18 protein-coding genes are annotated in these 18,120 nt (G+C 59.5%); 7 read left to right on the forward strand and 11 right to left on the reverse strand.

What is annotated here, in order from left to right:
• Positions 1-12: 12 nt before the first annotated feature.
• Positions 13-492, reverse strand: coding sequence for an RNA pyrophosphohydrolase (locus AD669_RS25765; protein ID WP_003229203.1), 480 nt, complete (start codon positions 490-492; stop codon positions 13-15).
• 143 nt (positions 493-635) lie between these two features.
• On the opposite strand from AD669_RS25765, the gene AD669_RS25770 reads away from it, so the two are divergent.
• The gene (locus tag AD669_RS25770) at positions 636-1,292 is read left to right on the forward strand and encodes an HAD family phosphatase (protein WP_053124792.1); all 657 of its coding nucleotides are present in this window, start codon (positions 636-638) and stop codon (positions 1,290-1,292) included.
• Between the two features lie 105 nt (positions 1,293-1,397).
• Here AD669_RS25770 and AD669_RS25775 read toward each other — a convergent pair whose 3' ends face one another.
• Entirely contained in the window at positions 1,398-1,823 is a 426-nt protein-coding gene (locus AD669_RS25775; RefSeq protein WP_053124794.1) for a DUF2269 domain-containing protein, read from the reverse strand.
• Between the two features lie 39 nt (positions 1,824-1,862).
• Positions 1,863-3,377 carry a threonine ammonia-lyase, biosynthetic gene (gene ilvA / locus AD669_RS25780; RefSeq protein ID WP_053124796.1) on the reverse strand — a complete coding sequence of 505 codons (1,515 nt, stop codon included), beginning with the start codon at positions 3,375-3,377 and terminating at the stop codon, positions 1,863-1,865.
• Between the two features lie 260 nt (positions 3,378-3,637).
• Here ilvA and rpiA point away from each other — a divergent pair, with 260 nt between their 5' ends.
• A complete protein-coding gene (gene rpiA, locus AD669_RS25785; RefSeq protein WP_007913886.1) occupies positions 3,638-4,312 on the forward strand; it encodes a ribose-5-phosphate isomerase RpiA in 675 nt (224 codons plus the stop codon).
• 177 nt (positions 4,313-4,489) lie between these two features.
• Here the strand turns inward: rpiA and AD669_RS25790 are convergent, their stop codons facing one another.
• The 4 genes from AD669_RS25790 to AD669_RS25805 all read right to left on the reverse strand — a co-directional run bounded on the left by AD669_RS25790 (position 4,490) and on the right by AD669_RS25805 (position 8,925).
• Entirely contained in the window at positions 4,490-5,407 is a 918-nt protein-coding gene (locus AD669_RS25790; protein WP_053124798.1) for an SdiA-regulated domain-containing protein, read from the reverse strand.
• A 204-nt stretch (positions 5,408-5,611) separates the two neighbouring features.
• Positions 5,612-6,535, reverse strand: a complete 924-nt coding sequence (locus tag AD669_RS25795) for an SdiA-regulated domain-containing protein (protein WP_053124800.1) — start codon at positions 6,533-6,535, stop codon at positions 5,612-5,614.
• Between the two features lie 288 nt (positions 6,536-6,823).
• On the reverse strand, positions 6,824-7,489 hold the full coding sequence (locus AD669_RS25800) for a fumarylacetoacetate hydrolase family protein (RefSeq protein ID WP_053124802.1): 666 nt from the start codon (positions 7,487-7,489) through the stop codon (positions 6,824-6,826).
• Between the two features lie 41 nt (positions 7,490-7,530).
• Positions 7,531-8,925: an FAD-binding oxidoreductase gene (locus tag AD669_RS25805; RefSeq protein WP_053124803.1), complete on the reverse strand. Its 1,395-nt coding sequence runs from the start codon at positions 8,923-8,925 to the stop codon at positions 7,531-7,533.
• A 204-nt stretch (positions 8,926-9,129) separates the two neighbouring features.
• On the opposite strand from AD669_RS25805, the gene serA reads away from it, so the two are divergent.
• Positions 9,130-10,359 carry a phosphoglycerate dehydrogenase gene (gene serA, locus AD669_RS25810; RefSeq protein WP_053124806.1) on the forward strand — a complete coding sequence of 410 codons (1,230 nt, stop codon included), beginning with the start codon at positions 9,130-9,132 and terminating at the stop codon, positions 10,357-10,359.
• Between the two features lie 120 nt (positions 10,360-10,479).
• Here the strand turns inward: serA and AD669_RS25815 are convergent, their stop codons facing one another.
• The gene (locus AD669_RS25815) at positions 10,480-10,905 is read right to left on the reverse strand and encodes a DUF4399 domain-containing protein (RefSeq protein WP_053124809.1); all 426 of its coding nucleotides are present in this window, start codon (positions 10,903-10,905) and stop codon (positions 10,480-10,482) included.
• Between the two features lie 135 nt (positions 10,906-11,040).
• On the opposite strand from AD669_RS25815, the gene AD669_RS25820 reads away from it, so the two are divergent.
• Entirely contained in the window at positions 11,041-11,610 is a 570-nt protein-coding gene (locus AD669_RS25820; protein WP_053124811.1) for a transporter substrate-binding domain-containing protein, read from the forward strand.
• Between the two features lie 224 nt (positions 11,611-11,834).
• On the opposite strand, the gene AD669_RS25825 is transcribed toward AD669_RS25820, so the two are convergent.
• Positions 11,835-12,320, reverse strand: a complete 486-nt coding sequence (locus AD669_RS25825) for a DUF523 domain-containing protein (protein WP_053124813.1) — start codon at positions 12,318-12,320, stop codon at positions 11,835-11,837.
• Complete coding sequence (locus AD669_RS25830; protein ID WP_053124815.1) at positions 12,320-12,952, reverse strand: 2OG-Fe(II) oxygenase; 633 nt, start codon at positions 12,950-12,952, stop codon at positions 12,320-12,322. The genes AD669_RS25825 and AD669_RS25830 overlap by 1 nt, the downstream gene beginning before the upstream one ends.
• A gap of 108 nt (positions 12,953-13,060) precedes the next feature.
• Here AD669_RS25830 and AD669_RS25835 point away from each other — a divergent pair, with 108 nt between their 5' ends.
• Positions 13,061-13,792, forward strand: coding sequence for a DUF2059 domain-containing protein (locus tag AD669_RS25835; RefSeq protein WP_053124817.1), 732 nt, complete (start codon positions 13,061-13,063; stop codon positions 13,790-13,792).
• 104 nt (positions 13,793-13,896) lie between these two features.
• Here AD669_RS25835 and AD669_RS25840 read toward each other — a convergent pair whose 3' ends face one another.
• Positions 13,897-14,844, reverse strand: coding sequence for an alpha/beta hydrolase (locus AD669_RS25840; protein ID WP_053124818.1), 948 nt, complete (start codon positions 14,842-14,844; stop codon positions 13,897-13,899).
• Between the two features lie 99 nt (positions 14,845-14,943).
• Here AD669_RS25840 and AD669_RS25845 point away from each other — a divergent pair, with 99 nt between their 5' ends.
• Entirely contained in the window at positions 14,944-15,522 is a 579-nt protein-coding gene (locus AD669_RS25845) for a DUF6436 domain-containing protein (protein WP_053124820.1), read from the forward strand.
• Between the two features lie 102 nt (positions 15,523-15,624).
• Entirely contained in the window at positions 15,625-18,036 is a 2,412-nt protein-coding gene (locus AD669_RS25850) for a penicillin acylase family protein (protein WP_053124822.1), read from the forward strand.
• The last annotated feature ends 84 nt before the right edge of the window (positions 18,037-18,120 follow it).

Here is an 18,120-nt window from a genome sequence, read left to right on the forward strand (position 1 = left end):
CGAACTCCGTCGTCAGTCGCGCGCTAAAAGGCGCGGGGCAAGCTCTTTGAGGGCGCGGCGATACACCTCGCGCTTGAATGTCACCACCTGGCCCAACGGATACCAATAGCTGACCCAGCGCCAGCCATCGAACTCCGGTTTACCGGTCAAATCCATCCGCACCCGCTGCTCGTTGGAGATCAGGCGCAGGAGAAACCATTTCTGTTTCTGGCCGATGCACAGCGGTTGGCTGTGGGTACGCACCAGACGTTGCGGCAAACGATAGCGCAACCAGCCCCGAGTACAGGCCAGTATTTCAACATCTTCACGTTCCAGGCCAACTTCTTCGTTCAGCTCGCGGTACAAGGCGTCTTCCGGCGTCTCTTCAGGGTTGATTCCCCCTTGCGGAAACTGCCAGGCATCTTGATTGATACGGCGAGCCCATAGCACCTGGCCGGCGTCATTCGTCAGAATGATCCCGACATTGGGGCGGAAACCATCGGGGTCGATCACGGGCACAACCTCGCAAACGCATGTCGCCGCATTGTTCCACAAAGGTTGATGAGGCGGCAACGAAGCTTCCTACCTTATGTGCACTCTTGTGAAAAGACCGTATTCTTGTCGCCTTTTTACAGACTTATCAGCGGGTAACTGCAATGCGCCTGGCTCTATTCGATTTGGACAACACCCTTCTGGGCGGCGACAGCGATCACGCCTGGGGCGACTATCTGTGTGAACGCGGCTTCCTCGACCCGATTGCGTACAAAGCGCGCAACGACGAGTTCTATCAGGATTACCTGGCCGGCAAACTGGATAACGCCGCGTACCTGAACTTCTGCCTGGAGATCCTCGGTCGCACCGACATGGCCGTGCTCGAGCAATGGCACAGCGATTACATGCGCGACTGCATCGAACCGATCGTGCTGCCGCAAGCGCTGGAACTGCTGAAAAAGCACCGTGATGCCGGCGACAAACTGGTGATCATCACCGCGACCAACCGTTTCGTCACCGCGCCGATTGCTGTGCGTCTGGGCGTTGAAACCCTGATCGCTACCGAATGTGAAATGGTTGATGGCCGTTACAGCGGGCGCAGCACGGATATTCCGTGCTTCCGTGAAGGCAAGGTGACGCGCCTGAATCGTTGGCTGGAAGAGACCGGGTATTCGTTGGACGACAGCTATTTCTATAGCGATTCGATGAATGATTTGCCGTTGCTGGAGCAGGTGGCGAATCCGGTGGCTGTTGATCCGGATCCGAATCTGCGGGCTGAGGCCGAGAAGCGTGGCTGGCCGGTGATCAGTCTGCGCGGCTGATTACGCCTTCGCGAGCAAGCCCGCTCCCACATTGGATCTGTGTCGTACACAAATCCCCCTGTGGGAGCGGGCTTGCTCGCGAATGGATCGACTCGGTCTCAAGCCCTAAACAGGTTTTGCGCCCATCAACCCAGCAATCGCTACAAAGCAGACAAAACTGAACAACGCCAAAGCAAAGCTGAACCGCCCGACGCCGCCCGGCGCCTTGCGCAACCGGTTCAACCGCACCAGCAACCACAACCACGCCAGCGCCGCGACGGTGTACAGCACGCTCGACGCCAGAATCCACGTCTGCCCCAGCGGCCAGCCCACGAGATGCACCATCCACCAGCCAGTAAACGGCATGCTCAGCAGCGCCAGGCCCATCAGCAGCCAGACAAACACCCGTGGCCGCTGCAACGTGCGGCTGCCCGCCGTCGCATCACCTTTGCGCTTTGCGAGAAACACCCAGATCGCCAGACCCAGCGCACTCGCCAGCAAAACCACGGTGGCGACCACATGGGCCATTTTCAGGGCCGTTAATGTTTCCATTGTCAAAATTCCTTATTACTTGCCCATCAGCGTAGCCGCTCAGCCAAGAAACAGCTGATAGGCCGGGTTCTCGCTTTCATCCCAGTACGGGTAGCCGATTTCCTCAAGCGCCGCCGGCACCAGATGACGCTCGTCGTGCGGCACTTGCAGACCCGCGACCACACGGCCATCAGCGGCACCGTGGTTGCGGTAGTGGAACATCGAAATATTCCAGCGCCCGCCAAGCTTATTAAGGAAGTTGAACAGTGCCCCCGGGCGCTCCGGGAATTCGAAGCGGAACACCACTTCATCAATCACGTGCGCCGCGTGCCCGCCAACCATGTGGCGGATGTGCAGCTTGGCCAGTTCGTTGTCGGTCAGATCAGTGACCGGGAAACCCTGCTCGGTCAGGCTTGCCAGCAGTGCGCTGCGCGGATCGTTTTCCGGGTGGGTCTGCACACCAACGAAGATGTGCGCTTCGCTGCCGGTGTTGTAGCGGTAGTTGAATTCGGTGATCTGGCGCTTGCCGATGGCTTCGCAGAAGTTTTTGAAGCTGCCGGCCTTCTCGGGGATGGTCACGGCGATGATTGCTTCGCGGCCTTCACCCAGTTCAGCGCGCTCGGCGACGTGGCGCAAGCGGTCGAAGTTGACGTTGGCGCCGGAGTCGATGGCGACGAAGGTCTGGCCGCTGACACCGCGTTGTTCGACATACTTCTTGATCCCGGCTACGCCCAAGGCGCCGGCAGGTTCGGTGATCGAGCGTGTATCGTCGTAGATATCCTTGATTGCCGCACAGATCTCGTCAGTGCTGACGGTGATCACTTCATCGACGTAGTTTTTGCAGATGTCGAAGGTGTGCTGGCCGATCTGCGCCACCGCCACGCCGTCGGCGAAGATGCCCACGGTTGGCAGAACGACACGCTCACCCGCAGCCATCGCGGCCTGCAGGCAGTTGGAGTCGTCCGGCTCGACGCCAATGACTTTGATGTCCGGGCGCAGGTATTTCACGTACGCGGCGATACCGGCGATCAGACCACCGCCGCCGACCGGGACAAAAATCGCGTCCAGCGGCTGCGGGTGCTGGCGCAGAATTTCCATCGCCACGGTGCCCTGCCCGGCGATGGTGTGCGGATCGTCGTACGGGTGAATGTAGACGTAGCCTTTTTCATCAACCAGTTTCAGCGAGTAGGCCAGGGCTTCCGGGAACGAGTCGCCGTGCAGTACCACTTTGCCGCCGCGCGAACGCACGCCTTCGACCTTGATCTCGGGGGTGGTCTTGGGCATGACGATAGTGGCTTTTACGCCCAGCACTTTCGCCGCCAGGGCCAGACCTTGCGCATGGTTGCCCGCCGACGCGGTGACCACGCCACGGGCGCGCTCTTCTTCGGTCAACTGAGTCAACTTGTTGTAGGCGCCGCGAATCTTGAACGAGAACACCGGCTGCAAGTCTTCGCGCTTGAGCCAAATGTCATTGCCCAGCCGCTCGGAGAGCTGGCGAGCGTTCTGCAGCGGGGTTTCTACGGCAACGTCATAAACGCGCGAGGTGAGGATCTTTTTGACGTACTGTTCGAGCATCGGAAAGCATCACTGAGCGGGTTGGGCAGGGCCAAGGAGTCTAACCCGGCTTTTGCCCGGGCGACCACACGAATCCAGAGGTTTTAGCCGCGCCTTAAAAGATCGCAGCCTTCGGCAGCTCCTACAGAATGCATGCGATTCCTGTAGGAGCTGCCGCAGGCTGCGATCTTTTGATCTGCCAATAGGACAATGACCTTCCCAGACATGGGGCCTATAATGCCGGCCTTTCCGTTCTCACCTTGCCCGCTTCCGGAGCCCGCATGACCCAGGATCAACTCAAACAGGCAGTGGCTCAGGCCGCCGTCGACTTCATCCTTCCGAAACTCGACGACAAGAGCATCGTTGGGGTCGGCACCGGCTCCACCGCCAACTGCTTCATCGACGCCCTGGCCCAGCACAAGGGCGCATTCGATGGCGCGGTTGCCAGTTCCGAAGCCACCGCCGCGCGCCTCAAGGGCCACGGGATTCCGGTGTATGAGCTGAACACCGTCAGCGATCTGGAGTTCTACGTCGACGGCGCCGATGAAAGCGACGCGCACCTGAACCTGATCAAGGGCGGCGGCGCAGCCCTCACCCGCGAGAAGATCGTCGCGGCCGTGGCCAAGACCTTCATCTGCATCGCCGACGCCAGCAAACTGGTGCCAGTGCTGGGTGAATTCCCGCTGCCAGTCGAAGTGATCCCGATGGCCCGCAGCCACGTTGCCCGCCAACTGGTGAAACTGGGCGGCGACCCGGTGTACCGCGAAGGCGTGCTGACCGATAACGGCAACATCATTCTGGATGTGTTCAACCTGCAGATCACCAACCCGGTGGAGCTGGAAGCGCAGATCAATGCGATTGTTGGCGTGGTGACTAACGGCTTGTTCGCGGCACGTCCGGCTGATTTGTTGTTGCTGGGTACATCTGAGGGCGTGAAAACCCTTAAAGCTGAGTAATCAGCCCGCCCATGATTTTGTGGGCGGATGGAAACCTGTGGGAGCTAACTTTGTGGTGAGGGGATTTATCCCCGATGGGCTGCGTAGCAGTCCTGCTTTTTGGGGCCGCTGCGCGACCCATCGGGGATAAATCCCCTCACCACAAAAGCTCGCTCCCACAGTGTTTTGTGGTGTTGGTTAGTTCGGCGTTGGTTTTTTGAAGACGTAAAACAGGTTCGGCTCGCTCACCATGTACAGCGTGCCATCGTCATCCATCGCAATGCCTTCCGCCTGCGGCACGGTTTTCTTTAGACCCTGCCGGCCACCGCTGATGGACATGGTGCTCAACGGCCGCCCATCGACGTCTAGCTCCAGAATCAACCGCGATTCATCCGACAGTGCCAATAAATGGCCGCTGCGTTCGTCGTACTGCAAACTCGACAGATCCCGCACAAACATCCCGGCATCGCGCTTGGGGTTGTTGATCACGTGCACCGCGTAGGATTTTTCCGGGTTGAAGTGCGGAAAACCATGCACTTCGTAGATCAGCATCGGGTCGCGCTCTTTCGCCACGAACAGGCGCTTGCCCACCGAGTCGTAAGCCAGACCTTCAAACCCCTTGTTGCCGCTCATGTGCACGCCAAGGGTCATCTGCTCGGCATCCGCCGCATCGAGGAACGTGGTGCCTTCTTCCAGATGAATCTTGATCAGCCGCTGCTCACGCTCGTCGGTGATCACGTAGGTGTCGGCGCTGATGAATTCGACAGCCTCCGCATCGCCAAAGCCGATCAGCGAGATGCGCCGCAGGATCTTGCCTTCCAGCGACAGCTCAACCAGCTCGGCATTTTTGTTGGTCACGGTGAACAGGCTTTTGCGCACCGGATCGAAGGTCAGCGCTGACACATCGTCGTCCAGACCGTCGATGACCCGCGCTTCGATTTCCACGCGATATTGATCCAGACCAATGGATTCGGTGCTCTGCGGTTGCCACAGCGTGTGCAGGTTGAACCAGGCACGCTCGAACAGGCGCAGGTATTGGCCGATCGCAATCAACGCGAACAGGGCAATCACCGAGACGATGATGACCAGAGGTTTGGGACGGGCAAGTCGACGCATTCGGGCAGGCTCGGAATCAAAACAGGCGGATGAAATATCACGCCCGTCTGAACTGAAGCTTAATGGCCACTTGCCTCAAACCACAAGACAACCCTGTATTTGATCGTTCCCACGCTCTGCGTGGGAATGCAGCCGGGGACGCTTTGCGTCCCACAGTCAAAAGATCGCAGCCTTCGGCAGCTCCTACAGGAATCAATGAGGCTGTTATTTCTGTTTTTCGAAGCGGTAGAACAGGTTCGGCTCACTGACCATGTACAGCGTGCCCGCCTCGTCCATGGTCACGCCTTCGGCGCGCGGGATGGTTTTTTTGATGCCGTTGAAGCCGCCGAGCAGGGTCATGAAGCTGACTTGATCGCCCTTCTCATCCAGCTCCAGCAATAGATGCGAATCAGCGGACAGCACCAATGTGTGGCCGGTGCGCGGATCCACCGCCAGCGCCGAGAGGTTGCGGATGTCCAGCTCATCGCTGGCGAGTTTTTGCTTGTCGCCCGTCAGCGTCTGGGTGCCGTCGCTTTTCCAGGTGAACAGCGCCGGTGGCCGCTCTTCGCCCAGCAGCAGTTGCTGATTGCGCGGATCCCAGGCAATCGCTTCGAAGGCTTTGTTCTGGTCTTTCGAGGGGCCGAGGTCGTATTTGGGGAAGTCGGCGATGTTCAGTTCGCGGGTGTCGGCGTCGACTTTGACGATGGAGAGTATGTGCTCGCGCTCATCGACGATGGCCATCAGGCCGTTTTCCATCACGGTCAGGCCTTCCGGATTGCTCCAGCCCTTAAGCGGCATTTTGCGCAGCACGTCGCCTTGCAGGCTCAGTTCGGCGAGGAACGGATTTTTGCCCATTACCGAAAACAGGGTTTTGGTCTGCGGGTTATAGGACAGGTCGGAGGCTTCGTCTTTCTCCATGCCCGGCAGCAACTTTGCGTCGATCACCGCGTGGTAGTCCGGCAACCAGACGCTTTCCTTTTGCTCGGTCGGGCTCTCGAAACGCTCCAGCACCCACAGCACGCCACGGTCATCCCAATGCATGGCGAACGCCAGGCCATAGGCGGCGATAAGGACCAACACCAGCCAGGAATACCAACGCAGGGCAAAACGTGAACGGCGGGCGGATTTGAGCTGAGTTTGAGATGACATCGAGGGACGCGTTCCGAAAATTCAGGCTATGGGTAATAGCACAAAGAGGCCGGCTCAGACGCCAGATTTTCCGGAATTATCCAGACAGGATGTGAAAAAAACGGCAAATGGCGGGATTGCCGTGTGGGTTTGTGGGCCAAGACACAAAAATACCGGCCAGGCCTCTGTGGCGAGGGGATTTATCCCCGTTGGGTCGCGCAGCGGCCCCAAAGATCTTGGGCCTGCTGCGCAGTCCAACGGGGATAAATCCCCTCGCCACAAAAGCTCACACCATCAGGAAATGGCGGGTTAGCGCACGCTGCTGTTAAAGCTGCTCGCGCCCACCAGTTCCAGGACGATGTCGTCGCCCACATTCAGCGGGCCGACGCCCACTGGCGTGCCAGTCAGGATCACGTCACCGGCCTGCAGCGAGAAGCAGCCGGCCATGTGCTGGATCATCGGCACGATCGGGTTGAGCATCGCGCTGCTGTTGCCGTCCTGGCGGACTTCACCGTTGATGGTCAGGCGAATGCCGATGTCGGTCAGGTCAGCAAACGTGCTGCCGACCACGAACGGAGCAATCACTGCCGCGCCGTCGAACGACTTGGCGATTTCCCATGGCAGGCCCTTGGCTTTCAGCTCGGCCTGCTTGTCGCGCAGGGTCAGATCCAGCGCCGGGGCGAAACCGGAGATCGCATCCAGCACTTCTTCACGGCTCGGCTTGGTCGACAACGGCTTGCCGATCAACACGGCGATTTCCGCTTCGTAGTGCACCGAACCGCGTTCGGTCGGAATGGCGAAACCGCCTTCCAGCTCAACCACGCAACTGCCCGGCTTGATGAACAGCAACGGCTCGGTAGGCACCGGGTTGTCCAGTTCCTTGGCGTGTTCGGCGTAATTACGGCCAATGCACACGACTTTCCCGATCGGGAAGTGGATGCGCGTGCCGTCGACGTACTGGTGCTGATAGCTCATTTACCGACTCCTGCCTTCATTGATTCATCAAAGATTACAGATCAAACCGCGAAGATCTTGCCCGGGTTCATGATGCCGTTCGGGTCGAACACCGCTTTTACCGCTTTCATGTACTCGATCTCAACCGGCGAGCGGCTGTAGGTCAAATAATCACGTTTGGTCATGCCGACGCCGTGCTCGGCGGAGATCGAACCGTTGTACTTCTCGACGGTTTCGAACACCCACTTGTTGACAGTCGCGCACTTGGCGAAGAACTCGTCCTTGCTCAAGTTATCCGGCTTGAGGATGTTCAAATGCAGGTTGCCGTCGCCGATGTGGCCGAACCAGACGATTTCGAAATCCGGATAGTGTTCGCCGACGATCGCGTCGATTTCCTTTAAAAATGCCGGCACTTTCGACACGGTGACCGAGATGTCGTTTTTGTACGGCGTCCAGTGCGAGATGGTCTCGGAGATGTACTCGCGCAGCTTCCACAGATTCTGCAGCTGGGTTTCGCTCTGGCTCATGACGCCGTCCAGCACCCAGCCCTGCTCGACGCAATGTTCGAAGGTCTCCAGTGCGCTGTTAGCCACTTCTTCGGTGGTCGCTTCAAATTCCAGCAACGCGTAGAACGGGCAATCGGTTTCAAACGGCGCCGGTACGTCGCCACGGCCCATGACTTTGGCCAGGGCTTTGTCGGAGAAGAATTCGAACGCGGTCAGGTCGAGCTTGCCCTGGAAGGCGTGCAGCACCGGCATGATCGAGTCGAAATCGGCGGTGCCGAGCACCATCGCGGTGAGGTTTTTCGGCGCACGATCGAGGCGCATGGTCGCTTCAACGACGAAACCCAGCGTGCCTTCAGCGCCGATAAACAGCTGACGCAGGTCGTAACCGGTGGCGTTCTTGATCAGGTCTTTGTTCAGTTCGAGCACGTCGCCCTTGCCGGTGACGACTTTCATGCCGGCGACCCAGTTGCGGGTCATGCCATAGCGAATCACTTTGATCCCGCCGGCGTTGGTGCCGATGTTGCCGCCAATCTGGCTGGAGCCTGCCGAGGCGAAGTCGACCGGGTAGTACAGGCCTTTTTCTTCGGCGACGTTCTGCAAATGCTCGGTGACCACGCCCGGCTGACAAACGGCGGTGCGGTCAGTGAGGTTCACGTCGAGAATCTGATTCATGTAATCGAACGAGACGACCACTTCGCCATTCGCCGCCACCGCAGCGGCGGAAAGTCCGGTGCGCCCGCCCGATGGCACCAGCGCGACCTTGTGTTGATTGGCCCAACGGACAACCGCCTGCACCTGCTCAATGGTCTTGGGAAACACGATAGCGCTCGGCGCCGGGGCGAAGTGCTTGGTCCAATCCTTGCCGTACGCATTCAGGGAGTCGGCGTCGGTGAGGACTTTGCCAGGCTCAACCAGGGTCTTCAGTTCATCAATCAGGGCAGGATTGGTCATCGACAGAACTCTCGAACAATTCATGGTCATCCTGAGAACGCTTCACGTCGCAGGAATGAGTGTTTAGCGGGGAGGCTATGCTAGCATATCGACCCCGCAGGACAGTGCCTAAGGCCAGATCCGCGGAGACGACATTCTTGTCGTCCGGGTCAGCGTCTGTTGACCATTTCCTGCCATTTTTCTCCGGGATACAGGTTTACGCAGATGAGCAAGACTTCTCTCGATAAGAGCAAGATCAAGTTCCTTCTTCTCGAAGGCGTCCACCAATCGGCTGTCGACGTCCTCAAGGCGGCGGGCTACACCAGCATTGAGTACCTCACCGGTTCTCTGCCGGAAGCCCAGCTCAAGGAAAAGATTGCTGACGCTCACTTCATCGGCATTCGTTCGCGCACGCAACTGACCGAAGAGATCTTCGATCACGCGAAGAAACTGGTAGCGGTCGGCTGTTTCTGCATCGGCACCAACCAGGTTGACCTGAGTGCTGCCCGCGAGCGCGGTATTGCCGTGTTCAACGCGCCGTACTCCAACACCCGCTCCGTTGCCGAGCTGGTGCTGGCCGAAGCGATCCTGCTGCTGCGCGGCATCCCGGAGAAAAACGCTTCCTGCCACCGTGGCGGCTGGATCAAATCCGCAGCCAACTCCTTCGAGATCCGTGGCAAGAAACTGGGCATCGTCGGCTACGGCTCGATCGGTACTCAGCTGTCGGTTCTGGCTGAAGGCCTGGGCATGCAGGTGTATTTCTACGACACCGTGACCAAGCTGCCGCTGGGCAACGCCACTCAGGTCGGTAACCTGACCGAGCTGCTGGGCATGTCTGACATCGTCACCCTGCACGTTCCGGAAACCGCTGCGACCCAGTGGATGATCGGCGAGAAGGAAATCCGCGCCATCAAGAAGGGCGGCATCCTGATCAACGCTGCTCGCGGTACCGTGGTCGAACTGGACGCCCTGGCGGACGCGATCAAGGACAAGCACCTGATCGGCGCGGCCATCGACGTGTTCCCGGTGGAGCCACGCTCCAACGACGAAGAGTTCGAAAGCCCGCTGCGTGGCCTCGACAACGTGATTCTGACCCCGCACATCGGTGGTTCGACCGCCGAAGCGCAAGCCAACATCGGTCTGGAAGTGGCAGAGAAACTGGTCAAGTACAGCGACAACGGTACTTCGGTTTCGTCGGTAAACTTCCCGGAAGTGGCCCTGCCGGCTCACCCTGGCAAGCACCGCCTGCTGCACATCCACGAGAACATTCCGGGTGTGATGAGCGAGATCAACAAGGTCTTCGCCGAAAACGGCATCAACATCTCCGGTCAGTTCCTGCAGACCAACGAGAAGGTTGGCTACGTGGTGATCGACGTCGACGCTGAGTATTCGGATCTGGCGCAAGAGAAGCTGCAGCACATCAACGGCACGATCCGTAGCCGCGTTCTTTTCTGAGAACAGCTACAAGCCGCGAGCGACAAGCGACAAGTGATGTTCGCTTAGCTTTTGCTTGAAGCTCGTAGCTCGCAACTCGCCGCTGATAAAAAAAGGGAGCCCCGAAAGGGCTCCCTTTTTTTATTCGACGTTGATGGTGATTTTCTTCGAGACGATTGGCGGGTCGAACGCCATGTGATTCTTGTCACCCAACTCCAGTTGCAAGGTGTGCTTGCCCGGGGCCAGTTTGATTTCAGCAAAGGTCTGCGCCTTGCCGAAGTGCATGTGGTTGGCGTCAGTCGGCACCACAGCGCCGGCCGGAACGATTTCCTTGGCGTCGATCAGCAGATGGTGGTGACCGGTGTTGGCGGTGACGTCACCGGCCGGTGCCAGTGCGACGTCCTTGGTACCGAACTTGACCTTGAACTGCTGGGAAACCGTGGCCCCGTCCTCGGGAGAAACGATGAACACTTCGGCACCTTTTGGCGCAGGGGTGGCAGCACTGGCCAGCACCGAAACACCCATCAGCACACCGGCCAATGCTGCACGTGACATAAAGCTTTTCATTTTCTTCTCCAGTTTTTCCGTAAAATCCGCACGGTCATGACAACTTCATGACCATTCGTTGTCGAAGGCACTCGACAACCATAGCAAAGCGAGCCTGAATCAGAGCATCGCGATAATGATTTCAAAGGAGTGACCATGCGTTTTCTGCCTGGCCTGATCTGCCTGCTACCCCTTCTGAGCCCATTGGCTCACGCCGAACTTATAGATGACGTCAATGATCGCGGCGAGCTGCGCATAGCCCTTGAGGCTAATACACCGCCCTTCAATTACAAGGACGATGGCGACAAACTCACGGGGTTCGAGGTCGAGCTGGGGCAAATGCTCGCCAACGAGCTGGATGTGCGCGCCGACTTCATCGTCACCGACGAAGCCGACCTGTACCAGGGCGTTGAAAGCGGCAAATACGACGTTGCGCTCAACCACATAGCACTGACCGCCGAACTCAAGGATCGTTTCGACGTAGAGCCTTATGGCAAGGTCGAGGCGCAGATGCTGGCGAAGAAGGATGAGCCGGCACAGCCGCAACCGATGGTGCTGGTGCAGGCGTTGACGGATGCCAAACCGAAGGCGAGCGCGCCGGTGGAATTGGCGATTCCGTTTCAGAAGGGAAACCCGGCGTTTCACGCCAGCCTTGAAAGCGCGATGCAGCGGATCAGGGCGGATGGGCGCTTGGCGGCGCTGACCGAGAAGTGGTTGAAGCCTTAAAAGCCCCTCACCCTAACCCTCTCCCAAAGGGAGAGGGGACTGAATGGGGGATGCTGAAGGGATACGCCGACCTGAAATGGATGTACCGAATCCGAAATCGACTGGTCATGGCTGTGTCGAATCCATAGTCGATAAGGTCTTTCAGGTCGATGCAAGGCGCCGAACAACTCGGTCGGCCCCCTCTCCCTCCGGGAGAGGGCTGGGGTGAGGGCAACGATTTCGGATCAGTTCAAAGCAGCCAAAGCCACCGCCGCCTCAGCCAATTCAAGTTCGCTGAAGATTTGCACGCCATGGCGCTTGAGCAGTGCAGCCGTCACGCCTTCGCCAGTGACTTTCACGCCACTGAAAGTCCCGTCATAAGTCAGCAGGTTTCCACAGGATGGACTGTTGGCTTTCAGCACTGCCACGCGAATGCCATGCTTCTGCACGAGAGCCAGCGCCTGCCGCGCACCATCCAGAAACTGCGCACTGACGTCCTCGCCCTCGGTGGTGATCACCGCAGCAGTTCCATCCAGCACCTCAGCGCCCTGCCCTCCGGGAATCTCCGCTGCCGCCCGTGGCGTCGGCAAACCGCCCGCGACTTCCGGACACAACGGCACCACGCGCCCTTCGGCAATCCACTGCTCGAGCGAATCAAACGGCCCGCTCGCGCCACCGTCGTAACGCACGCGATGACCCAACAGGCAGCGGCTGACCAGAATCTTTTCCATCAGAACGGCTCGTTGCCACGACGGCGGAACCAACCGGTCAGCGACAAACGCTCACGGTTCGCCGGCAGCACTTCGTGCGGCACTTCACCGGAGAGAAATACCACCAGACAACCGCCAGTGGGCTGCACGTCATGCACGCGTTCATCGCTCAGGTACATGCGCAACTGCCCACCGTCCTCCGGCAGCCAGGCGTCATTGAGGTAAACCACCACCGAGACCATGCGCTTGTCATCGTCGCGAAAACGGTCGACGTGCCGGCGATAGAACGCACCCGGCGGATACAGGGCGAAATGGCATTCAAAATCTTCGAGGCCAAGGAACAAGCCACGATTGAGCGCCTCGCGCAGGCTCTCCATCAGATTCAGATAACGGTCACTGGACTCGGCCTGACCCGGGTCGATCCACTGGATATGATCGCCACGAATCCCCTCGCGAATCTCTGAAAACGGCCCACGCCCCACCGCTGCCGGCGCCAGTTCACCTTCGGCCTCGCGTTTACGGCACTCGGCCGCCAACTCGCGGGTCAAACCGGCGGGCAGGAAAATGTTCTGCTGCGACCAGCCGTGATCGGCCAGGTCGTCGACAATGCGTAACAGCAGCGGGTGTTCAGAGGATATTTGCATGGCGCGCATAGTATGCCGCCGGCTAAAAATCCGACAGAGCCACGCAGCGGCTTGATACGAATTCTCGACAAGTACCGGCACCGCACGGAGAATAGTCCGCTGCTGACAGGAGTCCCTATGCGCCGTTTGCTTTTTTCACTGTTGATGTTCTGTGTTTTGCCCGCCTGGGCGGACGGCCACGATCAGCTGTACAAGGTCGCCGGCTGGCCAGAACAACGCGCGCATTTCAACGACGCCCTGACGGCCGCCCAGCAGCGCTATCAAAACAGCCTGCCGCCCGCCGTGTTTCAAGCGCTGCTGAACAACAGCAATCAGCGCTTTGCCCCGCAGGCCGTGGATCAACGCGCCGAAGCGCAACTGCGGCAGAACCTCGCCGACCCGAAACCGGCGCTGACCTTCTTTCAATCGCCACTGGGCAAAAAAATCGTCGCCGCCGAATTGCTCGCGACCCGTCGCGATCAACTGGCGAAAAACGCCAAAGGCCTGCCGAAGATGCAGGTCAGCGACAGCCGTCTGCTGATCATCGGCCACCTCGCTCAAGCCTTGCCCGCGCGTGAAGCGGGCGCCGAAGTGAGCCTGGCGATTGCCGGCGTCGCGGCAGACAGTTTGAGTTCGATGATTCCGGGATTGCTCGGCGGTGGTCAGGCGCAGAGCATGTTGAACGGTCAGCGTCAGCGCCTGATGGATCAGATTGGCGCGGACATGAACAACACGCTGCTTTACGTTTATCGCGACTTGTCGGATGAAGAGCTGGAAGAGTTTGCGACGTTTGCCGAATCGGCTGAGGGCAAGGCTTATTATCAGGCGGCGCTGGCGGCGATTCGGGCGGGGTTGGCGGTTGGGCAGTGATCTTCTTCGCCAGATAGACCGCCATCGCGAGCAAGCTTTGCTCCTACGGGATTACGCTCCCCTTGTAGGAGCTGAGCTTGCTCGCGAAGAGGCCCTCACAGGCACTACAGATTGCGCCCCCTGATCCGCTTGCTCAGAAACTCGAAATACTCCTCGCGCATTTCCACCGTCTCATTCGCCAGATGATGCCGCGCCTCCGCCAGCAGCAGAATCTGCGGCCGATCAAACTTCCATTTCAACACCTGCAAATTGTGCTGCCAGTCCACTGTCATGTCCGCCTGCCCCTGAATGATCAGCGGCCGACGCGGACTTTTTTTCGCGTGTTCAACGCGCACGATCCAGCGTGACAACGCCCCGACCCACGCCGTCGGCAAGCGTTTTGGCTGCAACGGATCTTTCAGCAGAAACGGCAGGAAATCCGGGTCATTCGAGTTCTCGCTGAAACGCCGCGCGATGCCTCGAACAAACGGCCTCAACACGTAATAACTCAGCTGCGACCAACCCCACGCCCGAGGTCGCACCAGCGGCGACAACAAAATCACCTGACCCTGCGCCGGACTGCTCTCGCCATGGTTGAGCAAATGATCAACCACAATCGCGCCGCCGGTACTCTGCCCGCACAAATGCCACGGCTCAGGCAGTGCAATCGAACGCGCTTCGGCGAACAACGCTTGCAGGGTGTCCTGATATTCGGAGAAGTCGCGAATGCTCGCGCGCGGCCCGCTCGACAGACCATGGCCCGGCAAGTCGCAGGCGATCACGGCAAAATCCTGATCCAGCGCCCACTCGATCACATGCCGATAGAGCCCGACGTGATCGTAAAAACCGTGCAGCAAAAACAGCGTCGCCTTGACCTTCTCCGGCCACCAGCAATGGCTGACCAGTTCGTAGCCATCGACTTCGAAACGGCCCATGCCGCACCACAAATCGCGCTCGGGAAAGTCAGTCTGATAGAAGCGCTGATACGCCTTGGCCTCATCCGACAACGGCTGCCACTCAGCCAACGGCTTGAGGCTGGCGCGTATTTGATCGGGGTCGAAAGTGGCAGGCATGCAAAGATTCCAAAACGGTAAACAGACTTTATCGGCCTGCGATATTCATCTGTCGAGGCAAGCATGGCAAGCTAGCCCACCTCTTTGGGATCGAAAACCATGCGTTCGCCCTACCGCACCGCACTGTTTGCCAGCCTGCTCGCGCTTATTTGTGCCGGGGTGCTGTGGGCGGCGTACGACTGGTTTCAGGGTCGTTACCTGCGCGCGTTCAGCGAACACACCGCGGTGTTTTCCGGTGATCCGCTGCGCCTGCCCGATGATCTCGCCGGGCCCGGGCCGATTCGGCTGGTGCATTTCTGGGATCCGGCCTGCCCGTGCAACGTCGGCAATCAACAGCACCTGACCGAGATGGTCGAGCAATTCAGCGCCAAGGGCGTCGAGTTCTTTGCCGTGCAAAGAGCCGGCAGCCACGGCCAGTTGCCCGCCACGCTCAGCAGCTTGAAAACCCTCACGATCTTGCCCGGCTCCGAGCAAGTGCCCGCCAGCCCGGCCGTGGCGATCTGGGATCGCAGCGGCAAACTGGCGTACTTCGGCCCGTACAGCGAAGGCCTGACCTGCAACTCCAGCAACAGTTTTATCGAACCAATCCTCAACGCGCTGACCGACGATCGCCCGGTGAATGCCACGCACACTTTGGCGGTCGGCTGTTATTGCCCGTGGCCGGTGGAAGCGCAGTAAGGCATTCCGGACTTTTCGAGGACAGCACTGCACGGCACAGATGGACTGTGCTAATTGTTTGCAGCCCGACGGGCGGCAATCCCGCAAGCACAAGGAGTCACCATGAAGCGCGTGTTCACCGTACTGGCCCTGCTCATCGTTGTTCTGCTCGCCGGCGCCGGCTGGTATGTCTACAGCAAACAACCGACGCGACAGGGTCAGGTCGAACTGCGCAACCTGCAGGGTTCGGTGACCGTGCGCTACGACGAGCGCGGCGTGCCGCACATCCGCGCCGAAAATGAAACCGACCTCTACCGCGCCCTCGGTTATGTGCATGCGCAAGATCGTCTGTTCCAGATGGAAGCCATGCGCCGCCTCGCCCGTGGCGAACTGGCCGAGGTGCTCGGGCCAAAACTGCTCGATACCGACAAGCTGTTCCGCAGCCTGCGCATCCGTGAGCGCGCTGCCAGTTACGTCGCCAGCCTCGATAAACAGTCGCCGTCGTGGAAGGCCCTGCAAGCCTATCTGGATGGCATCAACCAGTATCAGGACACCCACGCCGCGCCGATCGAGTTCGACGTGCTGGGCATCCCGAAACGGCCGTTCACCGCTGAAGACAGCATCAGCGTCGCCGGTTACATGGCTTACAGCTTTGCCGCCGCGTTTCGTACCGAGCCGCTGCTGACCTATGTGCGCGATCAACTCGGCGCCGATTACCTCAACGTCTTCGATCTCGACTGGCAGCCCAAAGGCGTGCTCGCCAAAGGCCACAGCACATCGACGCCGACCCTCGCCGCCGGTGACTGGAAAGACCTCAACACCCTCGCCCGCCTCAGCGAACAAGCGCTGATCGACAACGGCTTGCCGCAGTTCGAAGGCAGCAACGCCTGGGTGATTGCCGGCAGCCGCAGCCAGAGCGGCAAACCGCTGCTGGCCGGAGACCCGCACATTCGTTTCTCGGTGCCGTCGGTGTGGTACGAGGCACAATTGTCGGCGCCGGGTTTTGAGCTGTACGGCCATCATCAGGCGCTGGTGCCGTTTGCGTTTCTGGGGCACAACCTCGATTTCGGCTGGAGCCTGACCATGTTCCAGAACGACGATCTGGATCTGATCGCCGAGAAGGTCAATCCGGACAATGCCAATCAGGTCTGGTATCGCGGCCAGTGGACGGACATGGTCGTCAGCGAACAGCAGATCAATGTGAAGGGCCAATCGCCGGTGACCCTCACCCTGCGCCAATCGCCCCACGGCCCGATCGTCAACGACGCGCTCGGCACTGCAGCGGGCAAGACGCCGATCGCGATGTGGTGGGCGTTCCTCGAAACGCCGAACCCGATCCTCGAAGGTTTCTATCAGCTCAACCGCGCTGACACGTTGGCCAAGGCCCGCGCGGCTGCCGCAAAAGTGCAGGCGCCGGGACTGAACCTGGTTTACGCCAACGCCAAGGGTGATATCGCCTGGTGGGCGTCGGCGTTGCTGCCCAAACGCCCGGCCGGGGTAAGGCCGGAATTCATTCTCGACGGCAGCAGCAATCAGGCCGACAAGGACGGTTACTACCCGTTCAGCGCCAACCCGCAGGAAGAGAACCCGGCACGCGGCTACATCGTCTCGGCCAACTTCCAGCCGCTGTCGCCGACCGGTATGGAGATTCCTGGTTACTACAACCTCGCCGATCGTGGGCAGCAGCTCAATCGTCAGCTCAGCGACAAGAACATCAAGTGGACGAACGAGGCCAATCAGAAACTGCAACTCGGCACGGCGACCGGTTACGGCCCGCGCGTGTTGGCGCCTTTGCTGCCGGTGCTGCGTGAAGTGGTGAGCGATCCGGCGCAGTTGAAACTGGTCGAGCAACTGGCGCAGTGGCCGGGTGACTATCCGCTGGATTCGGTGAGTGCGACGGTGTTTAGCCAGTTCCTCTACGACCTCGCCGATGCGGCGATGCGTGATGAATTGGGTAATGAGTTTTTCGACACGCTGTTGTCGACGCGGGTGATCGATTCGGCGCTGCCACGACTGGCGGCGAACGCTGATTCGCCGTGGTGGGATAACCGCAACACGCCGGCCAAAGAGACTCGCGCTGATGTTGTGCGCACGGCGTGGCAGGCGAGCATGCAGCACTTGAAGCTGACCCTCGGCGACAACACTGCCGAGTGGAAATGGGGCGCGGCGCATACGCTCACGCATGGCCATCCGTTGGGGCAGCAGAAGCCGCTGGATCGGATTTTCAACGTCGGGCCGTTTGCGGCGCCGGGCAGTCATGAGGTGCCAAACAATCTTTCGGCGAAGATCGGTCCGGCGCCGTGGCCAGTGACGTATGGGCCGTCGACGCGGCGCTTGGTGGATTTTGCGGATCCGGCGCATGGATTGACGATTAACCCGGTTGGGCAGAGTGGTGTGCCGTTTGACAGTCACTATGACGATCAGGCTGAGGCGTATGTTGACGGGATTTATGTGCAGGCGCACTTCAGCGAGGAAGAGGTGACGGCGAATACGCACAATACGTTGAAGCTGTTGCCGATGCGGGCGAAACCTTAAAAGCCCCTCACCCTAGCCCTCTCCCGGAGGGAGAGGGGACTGACCGAGGTGTCTTTCGCTATACACCGACTTGAGAGATCGAGT

Origin of the sequence: Pseudomonas sp. P1.31, from assembly GCF_001269815.1 — a bacterium.
GTDB lineage: Bacteria > Pseudomonadota > Gammaproteobacteria > Pseudomonadales > Pseudomonadaceae > Aquipseudomonas > Aquipseudomonas rustica.

What these genes read in the sequence shown, in the direction of transcription:
- AD669_RS25820 (WP_053124811.1), top strand. Translation starts at nt 11,041, where the DNA reads ATGCGTTTTCTGCCTGGCCTGATCTGCCTGCTACCCCTTCTGAGCCCA.
- AD669_RS25795 (WP_053124800.1), bottom strand. Translation starts at nt 6,535, where the DNA reads ATGTCATCTCAAACTCAGCTCAAATCCGCCCGCCGTTCACGTTTTGCC.
- AD669_RS25790 (WP_053124798.1), bottom strand. Translation starts at nt 5,407, where the DNA reads ATGCGTCGACTTGCCCGTCCCAAACCTCTGGTCATCATCGTCTCGGTG.
- AD669_RS25805 (WP_053124803.1), bottom strand. Translation starts at nt 8,925, where the DNA reads ATGACCAATCCTGCCCTGATTGATGAACTGAAGACCCTGGTTGAGCCT.
- AD669_RS25800 (WP_053124802.1), bottom strand. Translation starts at nt 7,489, where the DNA reads ATGAGCTATCAGCACCAGTACGTCGACGGCACGCGCATCCACTTCCCG.
- AD669_RS25840 (WP_053124818.1), bottom strand. Translation starts at nt 14,844, where the DNA reads ATGCCTGCCACTTTCGACCCCGATCAAATACGCGCCAGCCTCAAGCCG.
- ilvA (WP_053124796.1), bottom strand. Translation starts at nt 3,377, where the DNA reads ATGCTCGAACAGTACGTCAAAAAGATCCTCACCTCGCGCGTTTATGAC.
- AD669_RS25850 (WP_053124822.1), top strand. Translation starts at nt 15,625, where the DNA reads ATGAAGCGCGTGTTCACCGTACTGGCCCTGCTCATCGTTGTTCTGCTC.
- serA (WP_053124806.1), top strand. Translation starts at nt 9,130, where the DNA reads ATGAGCAAGACTTCTCTCGATAAGAGCAAGATCAAGTTCCTTCTTCTC.
- AD669_RS25775 (WP_053124794.1), bottom strand. Translation starts at nt 1,823, where the DNA reads ATGGAAACATTAACGGCCCTGAAAATGGCCCATGTGGTCGCCACCGTG.
- AD669_RS25845 (WP_053124820.1), top strand. Translation starts at nt 14,944, where the DNA reads ATGCGTTCGCCCTACCGCACCGCACTGTTTGCCAGCCTGCTCGCGCTT.
- AD669_RS25830 (WP_053124815.1), bottom strand. Translation starts at nt 12,952, where the DNA reads ATGCGCGCCATGCAAATATCCTCTGAACACCCGCTGCTGTTACGCATT.
- AD669_RS25835 (WP_053124817.1), top strand. Translation starts at nt 13,061, where the DNA reads ATGCGCCGTTTGCTTTTTTCACTGTTGATGTTCTGTGTTTTGCCCGCC.
- rpiA (WP_007913886.1), top strand. Translation starts at nt 3,638, where the DNA reads ATGACCCAGGATCAACTCAAACAGGCAGTGGCTCAGGCCGCCGTCGAC.
- AD669_RS25825 (WP_053124813.1), bottom strand. Translation starts at nt 12,320, where the DNA reads ATGGAAAAGATTCTGGTCAGCCGCTGCCTGTTGGGTCATCGCGTGCGT.
- AD669_RS25770 (WP_053124792.1), top strand. Translation starts at nt 636, where the DNA reads ATGCGCCTGGCTCTATTCGATTTGGACAACACCCTTCTGGGCGGCGAC.
- AD669_RS25815 (WP_053124809.1), bottom strand. Translation starts at nt 10,905, where the DNA reads ATGAAAAGCTTTATGTCACGTGCAGCATTGGCCGGTGTGCTGATGGGT.